General features: G+C 72.0%; 17 protein-coding genes. 8 read left to right on the plus strand and 9 right to left on the minus strand.

Annotated elements, in window-relative coordinates; genetic code table 11:
* Positions 1–18 precede the first annotated feature (18 nt).
* The 7 genes from purH to ACJ73U_RS06735 form a co-directional block, all read right to left on the minus strand.
* Positions 19–1,581 carry a bifunctional phosphoribosylaminoimidazolecarboxamide formyltransferase/IMP cyclohydrolase gene (gene purH, locus ACJ73U_RS06705; RefSeq protein WP_407776651.1) on the minus strand — a complete coding sequence of 521 codons (1,563 nt, stop codon included), beginning with the start codon at positions 1,579–1,581 and terminating at the stop codon, positions 19–21.
* Positions 1,578–2,186: a phosphoribosylglycinamide formyltransferase gene (purN, locus tag ACJ73U_RS06710; RefSeq protein ID WP_407776652.1), complete on the minus strand. Its 609-nt coding sequence runs from the start codon at positions 2,184–2,186 to the stop codon at positions 1,578–1,580. Before purN ends, purH begins: the two co-directional genes overlap by 4 nt.
* Positions 2,187–2,369: 183 nt before the next feature.
* Positions 2,370–4,064, minus strand: coding sequence for a DUF6350 family protein (locus ACJ73U_RS06715; RefSeq protein WP_407776653.1), 1,695 nt, complete (start codon positions 4,062–4,064; stop codon positions 2,370–2,372).
* Between the two features lie 131 nt (positions 4,065–4,195).
* Positions 4,196–4,870, minus strand: a complete 675-nt coding sequence (locus ACJ73U_RS06720; protein WP_407776654.1) for a DUF5336 domain-containing protein — start codon at positions 4,868–4,870, stop codon at positions 4,196–4,198.
* 175 nt (positions 4,871–5,045) lie between these two features.
* Entirely contained in the window at positions 5,046–5,975 is a 930-nt protein-coding gene (gene sucD / locus ACJ73U_RS06725) for a succinate--CoA ligase subunit alpha (protein WP_407776655.1), read from the minus strand.
* Between the two features lies 1 nt (position 5,976).
* Complete coding sequence (sucC, locus tag ACJ73U_RS06730; protein WP_407776656.1) at positions 5,977–7,155, minus strand: ADP-forming succinate--CoA ligase subunit beta; 1,179 nt, start codon at positions 7,153–7,155, stop codon at positions 5,977–5,979.
* A gap of 146 nt (positions 7,156–7,301) precedes the next feature.
* Positions 7,302–8,960: a hypothetical protein gene (locus tag ACJ73U_RS06735; RefSeq protein ID WP_407776657.1), complete on the minus strand. Its 1,659-nt coding sequence runs from the start codon at positions 8,958–8,960 to the stop codon at positions 7,302–7,304.
* A 1,323-nt stretch (positions 8,961–10,283) separates the two neighbouring features.
* Here ACJ73U_RS06735 and ACJ73U_RS06740 point away from each other — a divergent pair.
* Positions 10,284–10,961 carry a M23 family metallopeptidase gene (locus ACJ73U_RS06740; protein WP_407776658.1) on the plus strand — a complete coding sequence of 226 codons (678 nt, stop codon included), beginning with the start codon at positions 10,284–10,286 and terminating at the stop codon, positions 10,959–10,961.
* 271 nt (positions 10,962–11,232) lie between these two features.
* Here ACJ73U_RS06740 and ACJ73U_RS06745 read toward each other — a convergent pair whose 3' ends face one another.
* Both ACJ73U_RS06745 and pcrA read right to left on the minus strand, forming a co-directional pair.
* Positions 11,233–11,478, minus strand: a complete 246-nt coding sequence (locus tag ACJ73U_RS06745; protein ID WP_407776659.1) for a hypothetical protein — start codon at positions 11,476–11,478, stop codon at positions 11,233–11,235.
* 124 nt (positions 11,479–11,602) lie between these two features.
* A complete protein-coding gene (gene pcrA, locus ACJ73U_RS06750; RefSeq protein WP_407776660.1) occupies positions 11,603–13,945 on the minus strand; it encodes a DNA helicase PcrA in 2,343 nt (780 codons plus the stop codon).
* 248 nt (positions 13,946–14,193) lie between these two features.
* Between pcrA and ACJ73U_RS06755 the strand changes: the two genes are divergently transcribed.
* The 7 genes from ACJ73U_RS06755 to ACJ73U_RS06785 all read left to right on the plus strand — a co-directional run.
* Entirely contained in the window at positions 14,194–14,478 is a 285-nt protein-coding gene (locus ACJ73U_RS06755) for a chorismate mutase (RefSeq protein ID WP_407776661.1), read from the plus strand.
* 63 nt (positions 14,479–14,541) lie between these two features.
* Positions 14,542–14,847, plus strand: a complete 306-nt coding sequence (locus ACJ73U_RS06760) for a hypothetical protein (protein ID WP_407776662.1) — start codon at positions 14,542–14,544, stop codon at positions 14,845–14,847.
* A 98-nt stretch (positions 14,848–14,945) separates the two neighbouring features.
* Complete coding sequence (locus tag ACJ73U_RS06765; RefSeq protein ID WP_407776663.1) at positions 14,946–15,656, plus strand: PIG-L deacetylase family protein; 711 nt, start codon at positions 14,946–14,948, stop codon at positions 15,654–15,656.
* A gap of 50 nt (positions 15,657–15,706) precedes the next feature.
* Positions 15,707–17,326 (plus strand): hypothetical protein, encoded by a 1,620-nt coding sequence (locus tag ACJ73U_RS06770; protein WP_407776664.1) that lies wholly within the window; start codon positions 15,707–15,709, stop codon positions 17,324–17,326.
* Positions 17,327–17,462: 136 nt separating this feature from the next.
* Positions 17,463–18,272, plus strand: coding sequence for a hypothetical protein (locus ACJ73U_RS06775; RefSeq protein ID WP_407776665.1), 810 nt, complete (start codon positions 17,463–17,465; stop codon positions 18,270–18,272).
* 203 nt (positions 18,273–18,475) lie between these two features.
* Entirely contained in the window at positions 18,476–19,822 is a 1,347-nt protein-coding gene (locus ACJ73U_RS06780; RefSeq protein ID WP_407776666.1) for a serine/threonine-protein kinase, read from the plus strand.
* A gap of 28 nt (positions 19,823–19,850) precedes the next feature.
* On the plus strand, positions 19,851–20,192 hold a 342-nt coding region (locus tag ACJ73U_RS06785), incomplete at its 3' end, for a protein kinase domain-containing protein (RefSeq protein WP_407776667.1).

A 20,192-nucleotide genomic window follows, 5' to 3' on the forward strand; every position in this document is an offset into this window, starting at 1 on the left:
GCCGATGGGTTCGCGGGGTCAGTGGGCGAAATGGCGGGTGCCGGTCAGGTAGACGGGGACGCCGGCGGCCTCCGCGGCCGCGATGACCTCCGCGTCGCGGACCGAGCCGCCCGGTTGGACGATGGCCCGGACGCCGGCCTCCATCAGGAGTTCCGGGCCGTCCGGGAACGGGAAGAACGCGTCCGAGGCCGCGACCGAGCCCCGCGCCCGGTCGCCGGCGCGGGACACCGCCAGGCGGGCCGCGTCGACGCGGTTCACCTGGCCCATGCCGACGCCGACCGTGGCGCCACCGGAGGCCAGGACGATCGCGTTGGACTTGGTCGCCCGGCACGCACGCCACGCAAACGCCAGGTCCGCCAGGGTGTCGTCGTCGACGGGGGCGCCCGTGGCCAGGGTCCACTTCGCCGGGTCGTCGCCGGGGGCGTCGATGACGTCCGACTGCTGCATCAGCAGGCCGCCCGACACGGCGCGGAACTCAGCGCCGCCGCGCTGGGGTGCGGGAGCGACCAGGATGCGGATGTTCTTCTTGCGCGCCAACACGTCCACCGCGCCGTCGGCGTAGGAGGGGGCCACGATCACCTCGGTGAACACCTCGGCCACCTGCTCGGCCATCTCGACCGACACCTCGCGGTTCACGGCGATCACGCCGCCGTAGGCCGAGACCGGGTCGCACGCGTGCGCCTTGCGGTGCGCGTCGGCGACGTCCGAAGTGGACACCGCGATGCCGCACGGGTTGTTGTGCTTGATGATCGCGACACAGATCAGCTCGTGGTCGTACGCCGCGCGCCAGGCCGCGTCCGAGTCGAGGTAGTTGTTGTACGACATCTCCTTGCCGTGCAACTGTTCCGCAGTGGCCAGGCCACCAGACCCGTGAGCCGACACGTAGAGCGCGGCCTTCTGGTGCGGGTTCTCGCCGTAGCGCAGGACGTTCCGGCGCTGCCAGCTCGCGCCCACCCAGGACGGGAACACCGTCTCGGGCTCGGGGGCCAGCACCGAGCCCATCCACGACGCGACCGCGATGTCGTAGGACGCGGTGTGCCGGTACGCGTCCGCGGCGAGCGACTGCCGGTCGGCGAGCGTGAAACCGCCGGCCGCCACCGACTCCAGCACCCACTCGTACCGCGCCGGGTCGACGACGACCGCCACGGTCGGGTGGTTCTTCGCGGCGGCCCGGACCATCGCCGGCCCACCGATGTCGATCTGCTCGACGCACTCGTCCGGCGACGCGCCCGAGGCGACCGTCCGCGCGAACGGGTACAGGTTGACCACCAGCAGGTCGAACGGCTCGATGCCCAGGGCGCGGAGCTGCTCGACGTGCTCCGGCTTGCGCAGGTCGGCCAGGAGGCCGGCGTGCACCCGGGGGTGCAGCGTCTTCACCCGCCCGTCCAGCGACTCGGGGAAGCCGGTGACCTTCTCGACCGGCGTCACCGGCACACCGGCGTCCGCGATGACCTTCGCCGTGCCGCCGGTGGACACGATCTCCACGCCGGCCGCGTGCAGGCCCGTCGCCAGCTCCAGCAGACCCGCCTTGTCCGAAACCCCGATGAGGGCCCGGCGAACCGGGCGCCGCTCGTCAGTCACGGGATGCTCACCTTTCGTCCGTGCACCGTGTACCCCTGCCGGGTCAGCAATGCGATCACGTCGACAAGCAGCCGACGCTCGACAACCTTGATGCGCTCGTGCAGCGCGTCGACGTCCTCGCCGGGCTCGACGCTCACCGCCTCCTGCGCGACGATCGGCCCGGTGTCCACGCCGTCGTCGACGAGGTGGACGGTGCAACCGGTCACCCGCACGCCGTAGGCGAGCGCGTCGGCCACCGCGTGCGCGCCGGGGAAGGCGGGCAGCAGCGCGGGGTGCGTGTTGAGCACCCGGCCACCGAACGTCTCGAGGAACTCCCGACCGAGGATCTTCATGAACCCGGCCGACACCACCAGGTCCGGCTCGTACGCCGCGACCGCCTTGGTCAGCGCCCGGTCCCACGCGGCGCGGTCGGGGTGGTCCTTCAGCCGGACGACGAAGCTGGGCACGCCCGCCCGCTCGGCCCGCGCCAGCCCGGCCACACCGGCCCGGTCCGCACCGACGGCCACCACCCGCACCGGGAGGTCGGCCGCGTCGAGCACCGCCTGCAACAGGGTGCCGGAACCGGAGACCAGGACGACGACCCTGGCCGGGAGATCTGGTCTCACCGAGATGGGCTCGTTCAGCGCTGGCTCCTGGACGTCGGCATACCCGCAGCTTAGGCAACCGCTGATCACCACGGATAACCGGTGGTCCGGCACGTCCGGGTCGCCCTAGTTCACGCCTCGTGAGCACGGCGGGGTACATGCTGCCCGGCTCGCTGCTCCCCAAGGAGGACATCCGCGAGCTGGCTAGTCCCTAGCCACCTCGCCCGACTCCTCGACCGCGTCCCGGGGGCTGGGCAGTTCCGCCGGGTCCTCGGTCGGATCCTGCTGGCCAGGCGTCCTGGCCAGTTGCTCGTCGGACTCGGTGTCGGACTCGGCCTTGGGCTCGGCGTCGGCCGCGGCGTCGCACTCGGCATTGGAGTCGGCGCTGGGGTCGGCGTCGCGCTCGACATTGGAGTCGACTTTGAAGTCGGCCTTGGGGCCAGCGTTGGGATGGGCATCGCGCTCGTCTTCGAGTGCGGCGTCAGGGTCGGCGTCGGGGTCGGGGTCGGCGATCTCTTCGGCCGGCTCGGGGTCGTCCTCGTCGTCGGTCAGGCTCGGCAGTGGCTCGGGCACGGGGCGGGGGCCGCCGAACCACGCGACGAACGCGCCCGGCGCGGCCGTCCACACCACCAGCGTGATGAACAGTGCGGCGGCCGGCATGCTGATCGGGTCGAACGGGCCTTTGCCGAGCCGGCCGCCCGCGATCTCGGCGAGTGCCGCGAGGGACACCGCGATCACGCCCGTCGCCACGGCCACCCCCCGCAGGCGGGCGACCGGTGCCTCGTCGGCGTCCCGCAACCGGCGGCCCACCACCACGCCGATGACCAGCGGCAGCACGAACAGCGCCGGCCACCACGACGCCCGGTGCTCGGGCAGCGCGGCGAGCAGTGGGACGCCGGGCAGCGCGCCGCCGTGGAACTCCAGCGGCGCGACGGCGAACGTGCCGAGTGCGAACCCCGGGCCGGCCACGAACGCGGTGGCGGCGACGACCGCGTTGGGCAGGTAGCCGAGGGACAGCAGGAGCATCCCGACCGCGTCGCCGGCACCGGCCGGGACCAGGGCCTTGGCCGCCGGGACGGACGTGGCCAGGCCGAACACCAGCAGGGCGCCGCCGGCCGCGAGGAGCAGCAGGACCGCCCGTGCCCCGGCCCGCAACCCGGCGACGGCGACCGCGTCGGCCTTCCGGCGCAGGGCGGCGAGCAACCCGCAGCGCCGCGCCACGCCGACGGTGGCGGCGAGCGCGGACACGAGCGCCGGGTAGCAGATGGCCTTGGTGGGATCGGCTGTGACCTCGGCGTCGACCGTGACCCCGGCGACGACCAGCCCGGCGAGGCCGTGCGCGACGGCCACCGTGCCGATGACGAGCCGGGCCTGCCCGGGTCGGTACAGCCCGAGCCGGGCGGCGGCGCGGGCGGCGGCCATGGCGGTGAGCACGACGAGGCCGAGCGTCGGCAGCAGTGGCAGGACACCCAGCTCCAGGCCGTAGATCTCGATGGGCACCTGGTGCGCGGCGAGCCACCCCGGCAACGCGGCGACAAGCACGCCGGCCGTGGTGAACCGAGAGTTGCTGGCGCTGCCCGCGACGACCGCGAGGAGCGTGGCGATGGTGAGGTAGCCGGTGGCGAGCGGCCCGACCGCGAGCGCGGTGACGGCACGGAACCTGGTGAACCCCGACACGGGCTCCGGCGGCGGCCCCGCGTCAACCTCGGCACAGGGTTCGGGCTCGGGCTCGGCGGCTGCCTCAGCCACGTCCTCCGCGCGGGCACCACCATCGGCGGTCCCGTCGGTGAGGCCCTCGGCGGCCGTGTCCTCCGCCGGGGTGGAGCCGGCGGTCGGGTCACTGTGAGTGTCGTCGGGTGCGGGGCCCGGATCAGTGGATCCTTCGAGGTCGGGGGCCATGCGCCCACGGTCGCATGTGGACTTCGCGACAACTGGTCAGGCCACGCCGGGCACCACCGGATCAGGTGAGCGCAGATACACCGATGGGGTGGCGCCGGTCGGCACCACCCCATCGGGGAACGAACTCGGGCTCAGCCCTGCTGCGGGTAACCACCCGGCGGGGTGCCCGGCTGCTGCGGCGGCTGGCCGAACTGGCCCTGCTGCGGCGCGAAGGTCGTCTGCTGCCCCGGAGGCGCACCGAACTGGCCCGGCTGCTGCTGCGGCGGCGGGGCCGGGAACTGGCCGGACGGCGGGAAATGCCCACCGGGCGGCTGGTGGCCGTACGGGTTCGGCGCCGGCATCTTGATGACGCCCGCGTCGAACAGGTACGCGGCCACGGCCGCGATGCCCTGCAGGATGCCGAAGATCATCAGCAGGGTCGTGCCGGTGCCCACGTCAGCGTCGGTCGAGAACGTGAAGAACAGGATGGACAGCATCGCCGCGACCGAGAACGCGGCGGGGGCGAGGCCCGGCTTCCTGTTCTCGCCCGGCAGGATCGCGGGCAGGGAGAACAGGCCACCCAGCAGGAACAGCGCCGGGAGCACCGAGCCGTTGGCGAAGAAGCCGCTGGAGCCGGCGTCGTACGCGTCCGCGAAGCCGACGAAGAAGTTGATCAGGCCGAGCGCGGCGACAACGAGGTGCAGGATCGTGGGGAGGCTCAGCTTCGTCCCACCGCCCTGGGGTGGCCCGTAGCCCGGGCCAGGGAAGGGTGGCTGCTGCGGCCCTTGGCCCGGGTATCCACCCGGAGCCCCGCCTGGGAAGGTCATCGCGTTGCTCTCCTCGAATCACTCGACGCGATAGGTACTGACAGACTTGTATTCCTGACCTTCCGACGGTTCACGGCGCGAGGTGGTTCCACCGAAAACCATGACCACCGAATACGGTCGGTGGGGCCGGACGGTACACGACCAGCCGGCCCCGTGGTCGGGTGACTCGCCGTGGTCAGGCGTTCGCCGACACCAGCTGCCGGGCCAGCTCGGCGGTCTCGGACGGCGTCTTGCCGACCTTGACGCCCGCCGCCTCCAGCGCTTCCTTCTTGGCGGCCGCGGTCCCGGACGAACCGGACACGATGGCGCCGGCGTGGCCCATGGTCTTGCCCTCCGGCGCGGTGAAGCCCGCGACGTAGCCGACGACGGGCTTGGACACGTGCTCCTTGATGTAGGCCGCGGCCCGCTCCTCGGCGTCGCCGCCGATCTCACCGATCATGACGATGATCTCGGTCTGCGGGTCGGCCTCGAACGCGGCCAGCGCGTCGATGTGCGTGGTGCCGATGATCGGGTCGCCGCCGATGCCCACCGCGGTCGAGAAGCCGATGTCGCTCAGCTCGTACATCATCTGGTAGGTCAGCGTGCCGGACTTCGACACCAGGCCGATGCGGCCCGGGCCGGTGATGTCGGCCGGGATGATGCCCGCGTTGGACTTGCCCGGGCTGATCACGCCGGGGCAGTTGGGGCCGATGATCCGGGTCCTCGGGGTGGCGGGTGTCCCCGATGACTCCGTGCCGGTCGCGCCGGCGTGCGCCCAGAAGTTCGCGGTGTCGTGCACCGGGATGCCCTCGGTGATCACGACGCACAGCCCGATGCCGGCGTCGATGGCCTCGACGACCGCGTCCTTGGCGAACTTCGGCGGCACGAACACGACCGACACGTCCGCGCCCGTCTCCGCCATCGCCTCGGCGACCGAGCCGAACACCGGCAGGGTCAGGCCGTCCCGGACGTCGGAGAAGTCGGCCTTCTGGCCGGCCTTGCGCGCGTTGACACCGCCGACCACGTTGCTGCCGGAGGCGAGCATGCGGCGGGTGTGCTTGGTGCCCTCGGCGCCCGTCATGCCCTGGACGATGATCTTGCTGTCCTCGTTGAGGAAGATAGCCATCTCAGGCCCCCTTCGAGGCGAGTTCGGCGGCCTTGCGTGCCGCGTTGTCCATGGTGTCGACCTGCTCGAGGCCGGGCAGCGCGGCCTCGGTGAGGATGCGGCGGCCCTCCTCGGCGTTGTTGCCGTCCAGGCGCACCACGATCGGCTTGTCCACGGCGTCGCCACGGGACTCCAGCAGCTGGAACGCCTGGACGATGCCGTTGGCGACCGCGTCGCACGCGGTGATGCCGCCGAAGACGTTGACGAACACCGACTTCACGTCGCTGTCGCCGAGGATGATCTCCAGGCCGTTGGCCATGACCTCGGCGGACGCGCCGCCACCGATGTCGAGGAAGTTGGCGGGCTTCATGCCGCCGAACGCCTCACCGGCGTAGGCGACGACGTCGAGCGTCGACATGACGAGGCCCGCGCCGTTGCCGATGATGCCGACCTCGCCGTCGAGCTTGACGTAGTTGAGGTCCTTCTCCTTGGCCTTGGCCTCGAGGGGGTCCTCGGCGTCCTTGTCGACGAGAGCGGCGTGGTCGGGGTGGCGGAAGGACGCGTTCTCGTCCAGCGTGACCTTGCCGTCCAGCGCGATGATCTTGTCCTGCGGGTCGCGGACCAGCGGGTTGACCTCGACCAGCGTGGCGTCCTCGCTGACGAAGGTCTCCCACAGCTTGACCACGACCTCGGCGGCCTGGTCGATGATCGGCTCGGGGAACTTGCCCGCGACGAGGATCTCCCTGGCCTTGGCCAGGTCGACGCCGTCCAGCGGGTTGACCGGCACCTTGGCCAGCGCGTCGGGGCGCTCGACGGCCAGCTGCTCGATCTCCATGCCGCCCTCGGCGGAGGCCATGGCGAGGAAGGTGCGGTTGGCACGGTCCAGCAGGAAGGAGAAGTAGTACTCCTCCGCGATGTCGGAGGCGGGCGCGACCAGCACGCGGCGCACGATGTGGCCCTTGATGTCCAGGCCCAGGATCTTCTCGGCCTTGGCCTTCGCGTCGGCGGGGTCGTCGGCGAGCTTGACGCCGCCGGCCTTGCCGCGACCACCGGTCTTCACCTGCGCCTTGACCACGACGCGCTGCCCGAGGTCACCCGCGATCCGGCTGGCCTCGTCGGCGTTGTCGGCGACGGCCCCCGGCAGCACCGGGACCCCGTGGGCCCCGAAGAGGTCCTTCGCCTGGTACTCGTACAGATCCACTACGACGGTCTCCTGTATCTACGGCTCGACTCGCTGGGGTTTCGGCACGCAGAAGACCCTAGCGACCTGCGCGTTATGGGCTGCAGTCGGCGTCCGTGAGGTGTCTCACGCGTGACAGCGCCCATGGTTCGCTCCGCAAGCTCCGCTCACGCCGCCGTCTGTCCCCTGTGGGGATCGGTCGCCGCCGCGACGGCCGCGGCGACGAGCGTGACGAGGCAGGCCAGCGTCAGCCAGGTGCCGCCGCCGGCGTGGGCACCGCTCACGCGGTCACCCGTCAGCGGCAGCTCGAGGAGGCGGACGCCGGCGACGACGGCCGCGCCGAACAGCAGGGCGGCGGCCCGGGCCGGCCGGGCGAACGAGGCGACGACCGCGGCGCCGACGATGACCAGCAGCCCGATCAGCAGGCCCCAGGAGGCCAGCCGGAACTCGGTGAAGATGCCGGGCGGGGCGAAGCCGGGCGCCCTGATCATCGGCGAGGCGAAGGCGCCGATCGCGAACAGCACGGCGCCGGCGGCGGGGATGCCGTACCGCAGGTGCGGGGCGCGCTGGGTGCGGTCGACGTCGTCGCGCTCCGCCCCGCCGGTGATGCCGGCCGCGATGGCGGCGGCCGCGGCGAGCACGAACGCGGCGATGGTGAACCAGACCGCGGCGCCCACGCGGGTGTCGGAGGCGGCGACGGGGAAGCCCGGCATGACGGTGCCGAGCGTGGTGGCCGTGAAGGCGGTGTCCAACGCGGCGAGCCCCACGAGCGGCACGGCCCCGAGCGCGACGACCAGGGCCGGCCGGACGGCGGACGCCGCGCGGGTGAACAGGGCCGCGCTGAGCAGCACGAGCACGATGCCGGCGGGCAGGAGCTGGCGGTTGGCGTAGCTCTCGGGCTGGTCGACGTGGGCGACGACCAGCGCGGTCACCCCGGCGACGATCGTGGCGACGCCGGTCAGCACGCCGAGCACCCCGGTGACGACCGGACTGCCCGCGAGCTGGATGTCCGCCTTCTCCCGCGCGCCGCGGTCCCCCACGACGAAGAGCGCGGCGGCGAGCAGCCCGACCGGGATGATCGCGCGCAGCGGCCACGGCGTGAGGTGCAGCCAGTCGACCCGGGCGACGGCGGCGAGCTGCGGCACCACCAGCCAGGCGAGCGCGACGAACAGCCCGAGCGCCATGCCACGGGCGAGCGGCGGCCGGGTGTTGACGGCCGCGGCGACGGCGCCGATGAGGACGGTCAGGACGATGAGCAGCCCGCCGTACCGGACGAGCGCCGGACTGGCGACGAGGTCCTGCGCGACGATGAAGGCGTTGTCGGACTCGAACGGCGCGAACAGCAGCCCGACGACACTGACCGCGCCGGCCGCGAGCGCCCACCCGATGGCCCGCCCACGCCCGCGCTCGTCACGCCCCGCGTCGAGCGCGGCATAGTAGTCCGAGTCCGGGTCCGCGCCAGCGTGCCCCGCGGCGAGGACCCCGGCCACCGCGGCCGCGAGGTGCCCGGCGAGGAGCAGGTAGACGCCGGCGGCGGGGGTCAGCGCCGCCAGCGAGGTGGGCACCATGATCTCCGGCCGCGAGGCGAGGAGCGCGTCCTGGATGAACTGGGCGTCGACCAGCGCGAGTCCGGGCGCGAGCAGGGCGGCGCCGGTGAGTACCCCGGCGGCGGTGGGCGCCCTGCCGAGCAACACGCAGACGATCGCGAGCACGGCCGGCAGCGCCGCCAGTACGAGCAGCAACGGCCCACTGCCGAACGCGGCAGCCGGTTCATCGACGACCAACCCCTGCCGAACCCCCACGAAGGCGAGCACGGCTCCCGCCACGGAGAGCACCAACGCAAGCCGCAGCCGAAGCGGACTGGCAGCGAGGCCGAGCCTGCCGATCGCGTCTCTACCAGGCGTTTGAATGTCTTTGCCTGGCTCTTTCGCGTCCTTGCGTGGGGTCTTGCGTGGGGTCTTGCGTGGGGTTCTGCCTGAGGTTTTGCCTGGGGTTTGGTCGTCGGTCTGGTCGTCGGATTGGTCGTCGGTTTGTGCGCCGCGCCGCCGTCCATCCGACGGACCGAGCGACGATCGAGTCCGCGCAGTCATTGGGGGGAACGCTAGCAAGGTAGGCATAGCCGCGGGGACCTGAGTCGGGGCGTGCTTGCGGTCTCGGCGGGGGTGCAGGGCTTCTCACCTGCGCGGGGTGGGCCGGAGCGGGCGGGCCGGGGGCAGGTCAACCTGCCGCTCCGCATCGAGGTGACGAGCGTGATCTGGCCGGCAATGGGGCTTGGGTGGCGATGAGGCCCGGGTGGGGGCCTGGGTGGGGCCTGGCTGCCGCTTGGCTGGGGCTTGGCTGCGCTTGGGTGGGGCTTGGCTGCGCTTGGGTGGGGCTTGGCTGCCGCTTGGCTGCCGCTTGGCTGGGGCTTGGTTGGGGCTTGGTGGGCTTGGTTGGTTGGGAGAAGAGGGCTGATCGAAAAAGGGCAGGGGCGAGGCCCGCCCAACCGCACCACCCGCCCAACCGCACCACCCGCCCAACCGCCCAACCGCACCACCCGCCCAACCGCACCACCCGCCCAACCGCACCACCCGCAGCCCCCGGCCCCCGGCAACGGGCAACGGCGCCGGGGAGTGGGTCACGAGGGGCTTGAGTTTGGTCTCGAACCTGACCGGTTTTCGGGGGTCCGTGTGGCCTCGCGAGGGGCGGACACGGCGCGAGATTCAGTAACTTGGGTCACATTGGCTTAGTCAGCTTATTTCACTTGACGTTATTTCCGCTGGTTACGGACGGTGCGTCACCCACCCGATCGGAGGACTTGACCGACGGAAGTTGCCCTAGGCGGCTCCTCTTCGTTATCTTCCCCCGGTCCGTTGTCACGGTCCGATCACGAATTGGGTCGGGCGGCAACCACCAGGTTTCCGTCCAGCCGGGATCCCCCGCCCGGTGCCCACGCCGACAGCTCGGCCCCAACGAGCTAGGCGCATGTCGCGGCTGGACTCCCCGAGACGGAAGGGCAGGACTTGTCTCGACACCGCTCCTTCGGCGGCGATCTACGGGAGTGCGAAGCTCTCGATGACGCGCTGGCTGCACGCAACAGCTCAGTGCGGATTCGGACGGCCCAGCACCACCGGGTGGCTCCACCCTCTTCCCAACTTCGCGGTCGGGTCGTGGTGGCCGCTGTCGCACTAGGTGCGTTCGCCGCCGCGACCGCTGGTCAGGCGCTCAAGGCCGGTCCGTCTTCGTCCGACGACATCGCACCGCTCGCTGACAGCAAGAACGCCTCCGCCGCACTCGGCGTCGGTGGCACCGGCAGCGTCACCGCCGCGGCGCCGGAGGTGCTCGCGGTGGCCAAGCCGGTCATCGCCGCGCCCGAGGTGCAGCAGCTCGCCGCCACCAACCAGATCGTGCAGGCCCGTGCGGACGCCGCCGCCAAGGCGAAGGCCGAGGCCGAGCGGCCGAGGTACGTGCGGCCCTCGAACGGGACCATCACCTCGGGCTTCGGCGCCCGCTGGGGCACCACCCACTACGGCCTGGACTTCGCGGCCCCCATCGGCACCCCGATCTACGCGGCCGCCGACGGCGTGGTCATCGAGGCCGGACCGGCCAGCGGCTTCGGCCTCTGGGTCCGCATCCAGCACGACGACGGCACGATCACCGTCTACGGCCACATGCAGGACTTCTCGGTGCACGAGGGCCAGCGCGTCAAGGCCGGCGAGCAGATCGCGCGCACCGGCAACCGCGGGCAGTCCACCGGCCCCCACTGCCACTTCGAGGTCTGGGAGCCCGGCGACCACAAGAAGATCGACCCCCGTCCGTGGCTGATCCAGCACGGCGTCGTCCTCTGACCTGGTCGACGAGCTGACCGACGACCTGATCGACCTGATCGCGCTGCTGGGGCGCGCTCCAGCAGCGCGGCCGCCGGCGAGGAGCCTGCGGGCACTGCGCGCGATCAGACGAAGCGCGGTCGGACGAGCTGGTGCGTAAGCCATGGTGAAAGTTGGGTAGCCGCCGCCACGGGCGCCAAAACACCACGATCGGGTGATCGTCGGCGCGTCGCCGGCCAACCACCAGCGGACCCGCTTCAGCTTCTTCAGCAACGCACGTGAAGGAACGGCGTCAGCCCTCGGGGCGGATGAAGAAGGCGTTGGCCACGCGCCAGACGTTGCACATCGTGGGGCGGCGACGCGACTCCGCACAGCCCGTGCAGCGGCCGCCGCGACCCGTCGGGCGGTGCACGTCCAGCAGCGCGCGCCAGGCCGCGACCAGGCGCCTGAGCTCGACGGAGTGGGCCGCGCCCCGGTCAGCCACGTCCAGATACCGGCCGATGTTCTCGGCGAGCACCGCGTACAGCACCTCGTCCACATCTGGGACCCCCTGTCTCTCCGCGGGACCCGGGTGGTCCCGACGGGGAGAAGTCAATCGGATGGCACCGACAGTTTCGCGCATCCGTTCGACCTTGGGGGTGGAGATCACTCCAAAGTGGTACCTAGAGCTTCTGGATGGGCACGCTGCCGATCAGCATTAGCCGGATCGTGCCCGCGGTGCCGAAATCGATCGTGGCGGTGGCGCGGGGGCCGACACCGTCCGTGGCGACCACGACGCCCAGGCCGTACTTGTCGTGGGTCACCCGGTCACCCACGTCCAGGGACACCGCAGGCGTGTCCTTCCAGGCCCGGGCGGGGCCGAACGGGGACGTCGACGCGGACGAGCGGCGGTTCCACGTCGTGGTCGGGGCGGAGGGGGCGCTGCGTTCCGGCTGGACCCGCCGCCAGTCGATCAGGTCCGCCGGGATCTCGTCCAGGAAGCGGGACGGGGGGTTGGTCATCGGCTGGCCCCACGCCGACCGGACGATCGCCCTGGACAGGTACAGCCGCCGCTGCGCACGGGTGATGCCCACGTACGCCAGCCGGCGCTCCTCCGCCAGCTCCGTGGGGTCCCCCAGCGCCCGCATGTGCGGGAAGATGCCGTCCTCCCAGCCCGTGCAGAACACGACCGGGTACTCCAGGCCCTTCGCCGTGTGCAGGGTCATCAGCGTGACGACGCCGGTCGCGCCGTCCTCGTCCTCGGTCGGGATCTGGTCGGCGTCCGCCACCAGGGACACGCGCTCCAGGAACGCGGCCAGGGAGCCCGGCTCCACCAGGCCCTCCTCGACCGCCGCGTCGTCCTCGGCCGGGGCCGGCTCGTTGGCGAACTCGCGGGCCACCGTCACCAGCTCGTTCAGGTTGTCCACGCGCGTCGCGTCCTGCGGGTCCTCGGACGCCTCCAGCTCGGCCCGGTACCCCGTGCGGTCCAGGACCGCCTCGAGGATCTCCGCCACCTCGTGGCCGTCCGTGACCAGGTCGCGGAGGTCGTCCAGCAGCTCGACGAAGCCCGCGATGGCGTTGCGCGACCGCGCGTTGAGCATCGGCACCTTGTCCTCGACCGCGGCCCGCAGCGCCGCGTTGAACGAGGTCCGCTCACGGTCGGCGTAGGTGGCCACGCAGGCCTCGGCCCGGTCGCCGATACCGCGCTTCGGCACGTTCAGCACCCGGCGCAGGCTCACCGTGTCGTCCGGGTTGGCGAGGACCCGCAGGTAGGCGAGGGCGTCACGCACCTCGCGCCGCTCGTAGAACCGGACGCCGCCGACCACCCGGTAGGGCAGCCCCATGCGCACGAAGATCTCCTCGAACACGCGCGACTGGTTGTTGGTCCGGTAGAACACGGCGATGTCGTTGTACTTGACCTCGCCGGAGTCCATCAGGCGGTCGATCTCGCCGGCCACGAACGCGGCCTCGTCGTGGTCGTTGTCGCCGACGTAGCCGACGATCTTCTCGCCGTCGCCCAGCGCGGTCCACAGCCGCTTGTCCCGCCGGTTGGGGTTGCGAGAGATCACCGCGTTGGCCGCGGTCAGGATGTTCTGGGTGGAGCGGTAGTTCTGCTCCAGCATGATCGTGGTGGCCTGCGGGTAGTCCCGCTCGAACTCCACGATGTTGCGGATGGTCGCGCCGCGGAACGCGTAGATCGACTGGTCCGCGTCGCCCACCACGCACAGCTCGCCCGGCTCGACGCCGTTCTCGCCCGTGCCCACCAGCTCGCGGACCAGCGTGTACTGCGCGTGGTTGGTGTCCTGGTACTCGTCGACCAGCACGTGCCGGAACCGGCGGCGGTAGTACTCCGCGACGGCCGGGAACGTCTGCAGCAGCTCGACCGTGCGCATGATCAGGTCGTCGAAGTCGAACGCGTTGCCGAGCTCGAGCCTGCGCTGGTACTCGACGTACACCTCGGCCGTGCGGCGCTCGAAGTCGTTGGTGGCCTTGGCCTTGGCCTCCTCCGGGTCGACCAGCTCGTTCTTGAGGTTCGAGATGGCTCCGGCGAGGCCGCGGGCGGTGTAGCGCTTGGGATCGATGTCCAGGTCGCGGGAGACCAGCGTGATCAGCCGGCGGGTGTCGTCCGCGTCGTACACCGAGAAGCTCGACTTCATGCCGAGTGTCGTGGCCTCGCGGCGCAGGACCCGCACGCACATCGAGTGGAACGTGGACACCCACATGGCGTTGGCGCGCCGCCCCACCAGCTCGACCACGCGCGCACGCATCTCGGCGGCGGCCTTGTTGGTGAACGTGATGGCCATGATCTGGCCCGGGTGCACGTCCCGCTCGGCCAGCAGGTACGCGATTCTCCTGGTCAGCACGCGTGTCTTGCCCGAGCCGGCGCCCGCGACCACGAGCAGCGGGGAGCCCGCGTGCTGCACGGCGCGGCGCTGCTGGTCGTTGAGGCCGTCGAGCAGCTCCGCCCCGGCCTTGCGACGGGGTGGCGGGGACGTCTGGGCTGGCAATTCGAACAGAGTGCTCATTGTAGGTCCACGTTACCGGCAGGGGCCGACAGCGGGACGGCGGACAGGCCGGGTGGACAGGATCCGCCGGGCAGTGCAGAATCGATCGCGTGTGTAACCGCCACGTCGAGTTTTTTTACGGGATCCGGACTTCGGCTCCCGTTGTCGCGTAACGCACGCAAGACAAACGAAGCCCCGGAGTCCCTCGGACCCGGGGCTTTTCGCACGGGGCCGAGAGAACTCCACAGACCACCGACCGAGGAGCCGTCATGCCCCCCACCGCCAGTGGTGACACGACCGAGAAGGCCGCCGACACCGACATCGACGAGCTGCGCAAGGAGATCGACTGGCTCGACGCCGAGATCGTGCGGCTGGTGAAACGCCGCGCCGAGGTGTCCCAGACGATCGGCGCCGCGCGGATGGCCGCCGGCGGCCCCCGGATCGTGGTCAACCGCGAGATGGACGTGCTGGCCCGCTACCGCGACCTCGGCCCGGAGGGCCGCCGGATCGCCATGGCGCTCCTGGAGCTGGGCCGGGGCAAGCTCGGCAGGTAACCGTTCGGACTTCTCAGGGTTCTCACCGATCCAGGGTGCGCCGAACACAGGCACACTGGAGGCATGCTCAACATCATCGCCGTCCTCGTGGCCGTCGTCGCGCTGTTGGCGGCGCTCGGGCACGCCGGTTACCTCGCCATGCTCAACTCGGCCGCCGCCAAGCGGGCCGGCGGCGCACCGATCGCGCAGTACGTGCGCTCCCGGTTCCCGATCGCGGGCGTCACGACCGCGGGGGCACTGCTCGCGTTGATCCTGACGTCCGGCAGCGGGGTCGCCGACGTGCTGGCGATCCTGCTCGCCGCCGGGGCCGGCGGCACCGCGGTGAAGGCCCTGGAGTCGACGCAGAAGCGGTACCGCACGGGCGAGTAGGGCTCGCGGTGCGTGCCCGCCTCACACGATGAGGTGACACGTGCGGGTCATGCGTACCCGACAGCTCAAACCGTGGGCAACCACCTACGCTGCGGAGGGTGAGTTCCGTTCGGTCAGCTCTGGTGATCACGGCCCACCCCGACGACGTCGACTTCGGTGCGGCCGGCACGGTCGCGGCGTGGACCGCGGCCGGGATCGTCGTGTCCTACTGCGTCTGCACGTCCGGCGAGGCCAGCGGTGACGGCTCGCCGGACATGGCCGCCACCCGCGAGGCCGAGCAGCGGGCGGCCGCCGCGCAGGTCGGCGTGCGGGACCTCACCTTCCTGCGGTACCCCGACGGCGCGGTCACGCCGTCGCTGGAACTGCGGCGCGACATCACCCGGGTGATTCGGCGCGTGCGGCCCGATCGGGTGCTCACGTGGTCACCGGAGATCAACTGGGACTTCGTGCCGACCACCCACCCGGACCACCGCGCGGTCGGCGAAGCCGCGTTCGCCGCGGTGTACCCGGACGCCCGCAACCCGTACGCGCACCGGTCGCTGCTCGCGGAGGAGGGCCTCGAGCCGTGGACCGTGCGTGAGCTGTGGCTGGCCGACGGGCCGGTGCGCCTGCGCAACCACGCCGTCGACGTCACGGACACGTTCGACCGGAAGATGGCCGCGCTGCGGTCCCACTCCTCGCAGGCCGGGGCGACCTCGGCCGAGCTGGCGGACGCCCTGCGGCAGGGCCTCGCGGCCACCGCCTCCCGGTTCGGGCTGGGCGAGGGACGGCTCGCGGAGAGCTTCCAGACCGTGGACACGAGCCGGTAGTCGGTCGGTCGCATCGCGTCACGAGCAAGAGGGTGGGGAGTCACACAGCCATGACAGGCGGGGAGTGGCATGGCCAGGAGCAACATGGGCGGCACCGGCGGGGCGGCACCGGCGCGGCGTGGACGCCCGCGGTGCGCCCGGCGGACACCGGACCGGCGCACGCCGTGCGGGACGCGTCCGTCCCGGTAGTGCGGCCGACGGACGTGGCGCCGGTGAGCGAGGTGCTGACGCGGCGGCCGGGGTGGCCGGAGGATCCCGTGGTGCCGGTGGCCCGCCGCGGCGACGTCGACCGGCCCTGGCCGGCACGACAGCAGTGGCGGCCGGCTCCACCGGCGCGGGGGTGGCCGAGTGGCGCCCACGGTCGGGCGGTCGAGCCGGGTCAGGTTCCCTGGCCTAGGCCGGACCAGGGGCCGGTGGCCGCAGAGTCCATGCTGCTGGGAGACAGCGTGGCGAACCGGGCGCAGGATCGCTCGGGACAGGCACGACCCGGCACCGGCACCACGCAGGGCGACAGTGGGCCGGGCAAGCGCCCGGTGTCCGCGGAGTCCACGCCGCCGGGAGACGCCGTGGCGAACCCGGCGCAGGGTCGCTCGGGACGGGTGCGACCCGGCGTCGGGGAGCCCGTCTGGCCGGCGGAGGAGCCGCCTGCGGAGGAACCGCGGGTGCCCGCCGCGCTTCGGGGGGCTCAGCAGGTGCCGCCGAAGCGGAAGACCATCTCCTCCGACATGGTGCTCGACACCGTGCCCCTGGGGCGGCCGCGCAGCGCGGCGGTCGTCTACGCCCTTCCCGAGACGCCGGCGAGTGGGCTGCGGAAGTTCGACCTCGGCAACGTGCCCGCCTCCGTCACGCCGCCGCGCAGTTGGCGGCGGGCCGCGTGGTTCGCGGTCGGCACGTCCGCGGCCGTGGCGCTCGGGTTGACCGTCGCCGCGGGGGAGCTCATGGGACGGCCGGTCAGCGACAACTCCGTCATCGACGCGTTGCCCCAGTACCCGCCCGGGCCGCTCACGCTCGAGCGGCTGCCCAACCACGACTCCACCCGGCCGCCCGGCCGGCCGACGACCTCGAGCCACGGCAGGACGCCCAGCGACACGGCCGAAACCGTCGACAAGCAGGAGCCGCCGCCGCGGGACACCGTCACCGGGGACACCATCAACGGGGACACCGTCACCGGCGGGGAGACCAGCCACGGCCAGACCGGGCAGACCGGGCAGACCGGCGGGGGTCAGGGCGGCGGGAGCCAGGACGGCGGTCAGGGCGGCGGTCAGGGCGGCAACGGGGAGAGCGGCCACACACCCAGCGAGTCCGCGAGCCTGGACAGTGCCACGCCCCCGCGCCGGACCGTGGGCTCGGTGCCGCTCACGACGACCGATCCGCAGGCCATGGGCGACCGGACCGAGGAGTACTTCCGGCTGGTCACCAGCGACCCCGAGGCCGCGCACGCCATGACCTCCGGCGGCATGGCCCGGGAGGGCACCAGGGGCATCGAGGCGCGCTATGGCGATGTCACGCGGGTCGAGGTGCGGGACATCACCATCGACTGCGACGACGACGCCACCACGTCGACCGTGACGCTCGTCCACGACGACGGCACCGAGACCGTCGAGCACCGCAGGCTGGCGTTCACCTGGGGTGACGATCCGAAGATCACCGAGGACTCGGTTACTCAGTGACCCACCCATAGGCCATTCGAGTGAACGCGCCGAGAGCCTAAGACACCGTTCGGGTGATCCATCCGGATTAACTACCGCCCGGCGCACAACGGGAGTATGAGTCTCCCCTAACGCTACGCACGGAGGCCATCACACAGTGGACCGTCTCGCGACCGGGCGCCGGCACCAGCGCGCCGGCTCGGTCACCGTCACGGAGCTGATCACCAGACAGGCGTCGCCGACGCCGTGCACGGACAGCTCCCCCCGGCTGGACGACGACATCACCGAGACCATCCCGGTGGTCGTCCAGGCGGCGCACCGCCGCAAGCCCGCCAAGGGCGTCCAGCTGGCCAAGCTGGCGAGCCTCGGCGTGGCCGGCGCGGTGCTGTGCGGGGCGGTGACGATCTCCTCGGTGATCGCCCACCACCGCCGCGACAACGGCCACGCGCTGAGACCGTCCGTGCAGATCACCGGTGAGCGGGCGTTGCTGCCCGACGAGCTGGACCAGGCGCAACCGCAGCGACCGGCGGACACGCCGGCGCCGAGCACGCCGTCGGCCGCCGAGAACAGACCGTCGCCGGTCACCCCCGTCGCGGCGTCGTCGCCGGCCTCGCCCGTGCCCGACACGGGCACCACGGCCAGCGGCGGCGCGGTGACGGCCGGCCCGGCCAGCGACCTCGAGCTGGTCCGCGAGTTCTACGAGAACCTGCCGGAGTCGCCGGTCGCGGCCTTCGACCTGCTCTCGCCGGACGTGCTGGGGACGAACCTGTCCGAGTTCCTCTCGTCCTGGTCCACCGTCGTCGCGGTCGACACGGTCGGCGTGGTGCAGCGGGCCGACGGGGTGCTCGCGACCGTCCGCATGCGGCTCGCCGACGGCGGTCACCTCCGGATCGAACAACTGCTCACCGTCGCGGAGAGTCCCCGCCGGATCGTCGGGGTACAGCTGCTGTCGGCGCAACGCACCTGAACCGGTAACCTGCGGTACCCCTGCTTCCGTCGCCCGCAATACCAAGCCCGGTCGCCACGCGCACGATGTGGTCCCCGTCCGTGTGCGCAGCGTGAACGCCTAGCCTGGTGCGAGTTGGCGCACGTGGGGCCAGTTAGCCGTTCGTGAATGACCCCTGGAGTCGGCATGTTCACCCATCTGCAGGTAGAGGGGGACTCGGCGCGATGACCGATGGAGGTCGCCTTGTCGCCGGCCGGTACCGCCTTGTGCACCGCATCGGCACCGGTGCCATGGGCGTGGTCTGGACGGCGCACGACGAGCGACTGAATCGCACCGTCGCCGTCAAGCGGCTGCTGCTCCAGCCCGGTCTGCCGCCGGAGGAGGCGGCGGAGGCCGTCGCGAGGTGCATGCGCGAGGGCCGCATCGCCGCGCGCCTGCAGCACCCCAACGCGATCTCCGTCTTCGACGTGGTCGACGAGGACGGCGCGCCGTGCCTGATCATGGAGTACCTGCCGTCGAAGAGCCTCGCGATGGTCATGGCCGAGCAGGGTCCGCTGCCGCCGCGTGAGGTGGCGCGGATCGGCGCCCAGTCGGCGGCGGCGCTGGCGGCCGCGCACGCGGCGGGCATCGTGCACCGCGACATCAAGCCGGGCAACATCCTGCTCGGCGACGACGGCACCGTGAAGATCACCGACTTCGGCATCTCGCGGGCCACCGACGACGTCACCGTCACCAAGACCGGCATGATCGCCGGCACGCCCGCCTACCTGGCCCCCGAGTCCGCGGTCGGGCAGGAGCCGACGCCCGCGTCGGACGTGTTCTCGCTGGGTTCGACGCTGTACGCGGCGGTCGAGGGCGAGCCGCCGTTCGGGCTGACGGAGAACACGCTGCAGCTGCTGCATGCCGTGGCGGCCGGCCGGATCAACCCGCCGCGGCAGTCCGGTCCGCTCACCAACGTGCTGATCGCGATGCTGGCCGCCAACCCGGACCAGCGGCCGACGACGTCGCGGGCGCGGGACCTGCTGTACGCGGTCGCGGTGGGTGAGACGCCGGACGTGGCGCTGCCGGTCGGCGTCGGCACCGGACGGTTCGGGCGGACCGAGCTGGTCGACGACTACGACGACTACGACGACGGTTACTACGGCGACCAGGCCACGCAGATGGTCGGCGCGGAGGACCGGACGCGGGCCGTGCGCCCGGCGCGGCCGACCGCGCCGCCGCCGCAGCGGCGCAAGTCCAGGGCCCCGATCCTGGTGGGCGCCGGGCTCGCGCTGGTGGCCGTGCTCGCGACCGTGGCGTTCCTGCTGTCCACGCGGGACAGGAACGGCACGCCGAACGAGAACCAGCCGACGGTCACCAACACGCAGCCGAGCCAGGTCGTGCAGACGACGACGTCGATCCCGTCGGAGACCTCGTCGGAGGAGTCGTCGGAGGAGCCGACGACCACCACCACGACCACCACGACGACGACCAGGCGGACCACGACGACCACCACGACGACGACCACCACGACCACCACGACGACGACCACCACCCCGCCCGCGTCCGACTCGGTGGAGCCGACCACGTGACAGCAGGGGCGACGACGGGGGTCATGGCATGACGGCGGAGGGTTCGCTCGTCGCTGGGCGCTACCGGCTGGGCCGGCAGATCGGCAGCGGTGCGATGGGCATCGTGTGGCAGGCGCACGACGAGCGCCTGCACCGCACGGTCGCCGTCAAGCAGCTGCTGCTCCAGCCCGGCCTGTCCGCGGCACAGGCGGAAGAGGCGCGGCGACGATGTATGCGGGAAGGGCGGATCGCGGCACGTCTGACGCATCCCAACGCCATCACGGTGTACGACGTCGCGGAACACGACGGCGACCCGTGGCTGATCATGGAGTACCTGCCGTCGAAGAGCCTCGCGATGGTGCTGTCCGAGAAGGGCACGATCCCGCCGACC

Origin of the sequence: Actinophytocola sp. (assembly GCF_045807065.1) — a bacterium.
GTDB lineage: Bacteria > Actinomycetota > Actinomycetes > Mycobacteriales > Pseudonocardiaceae > Actinophytocola.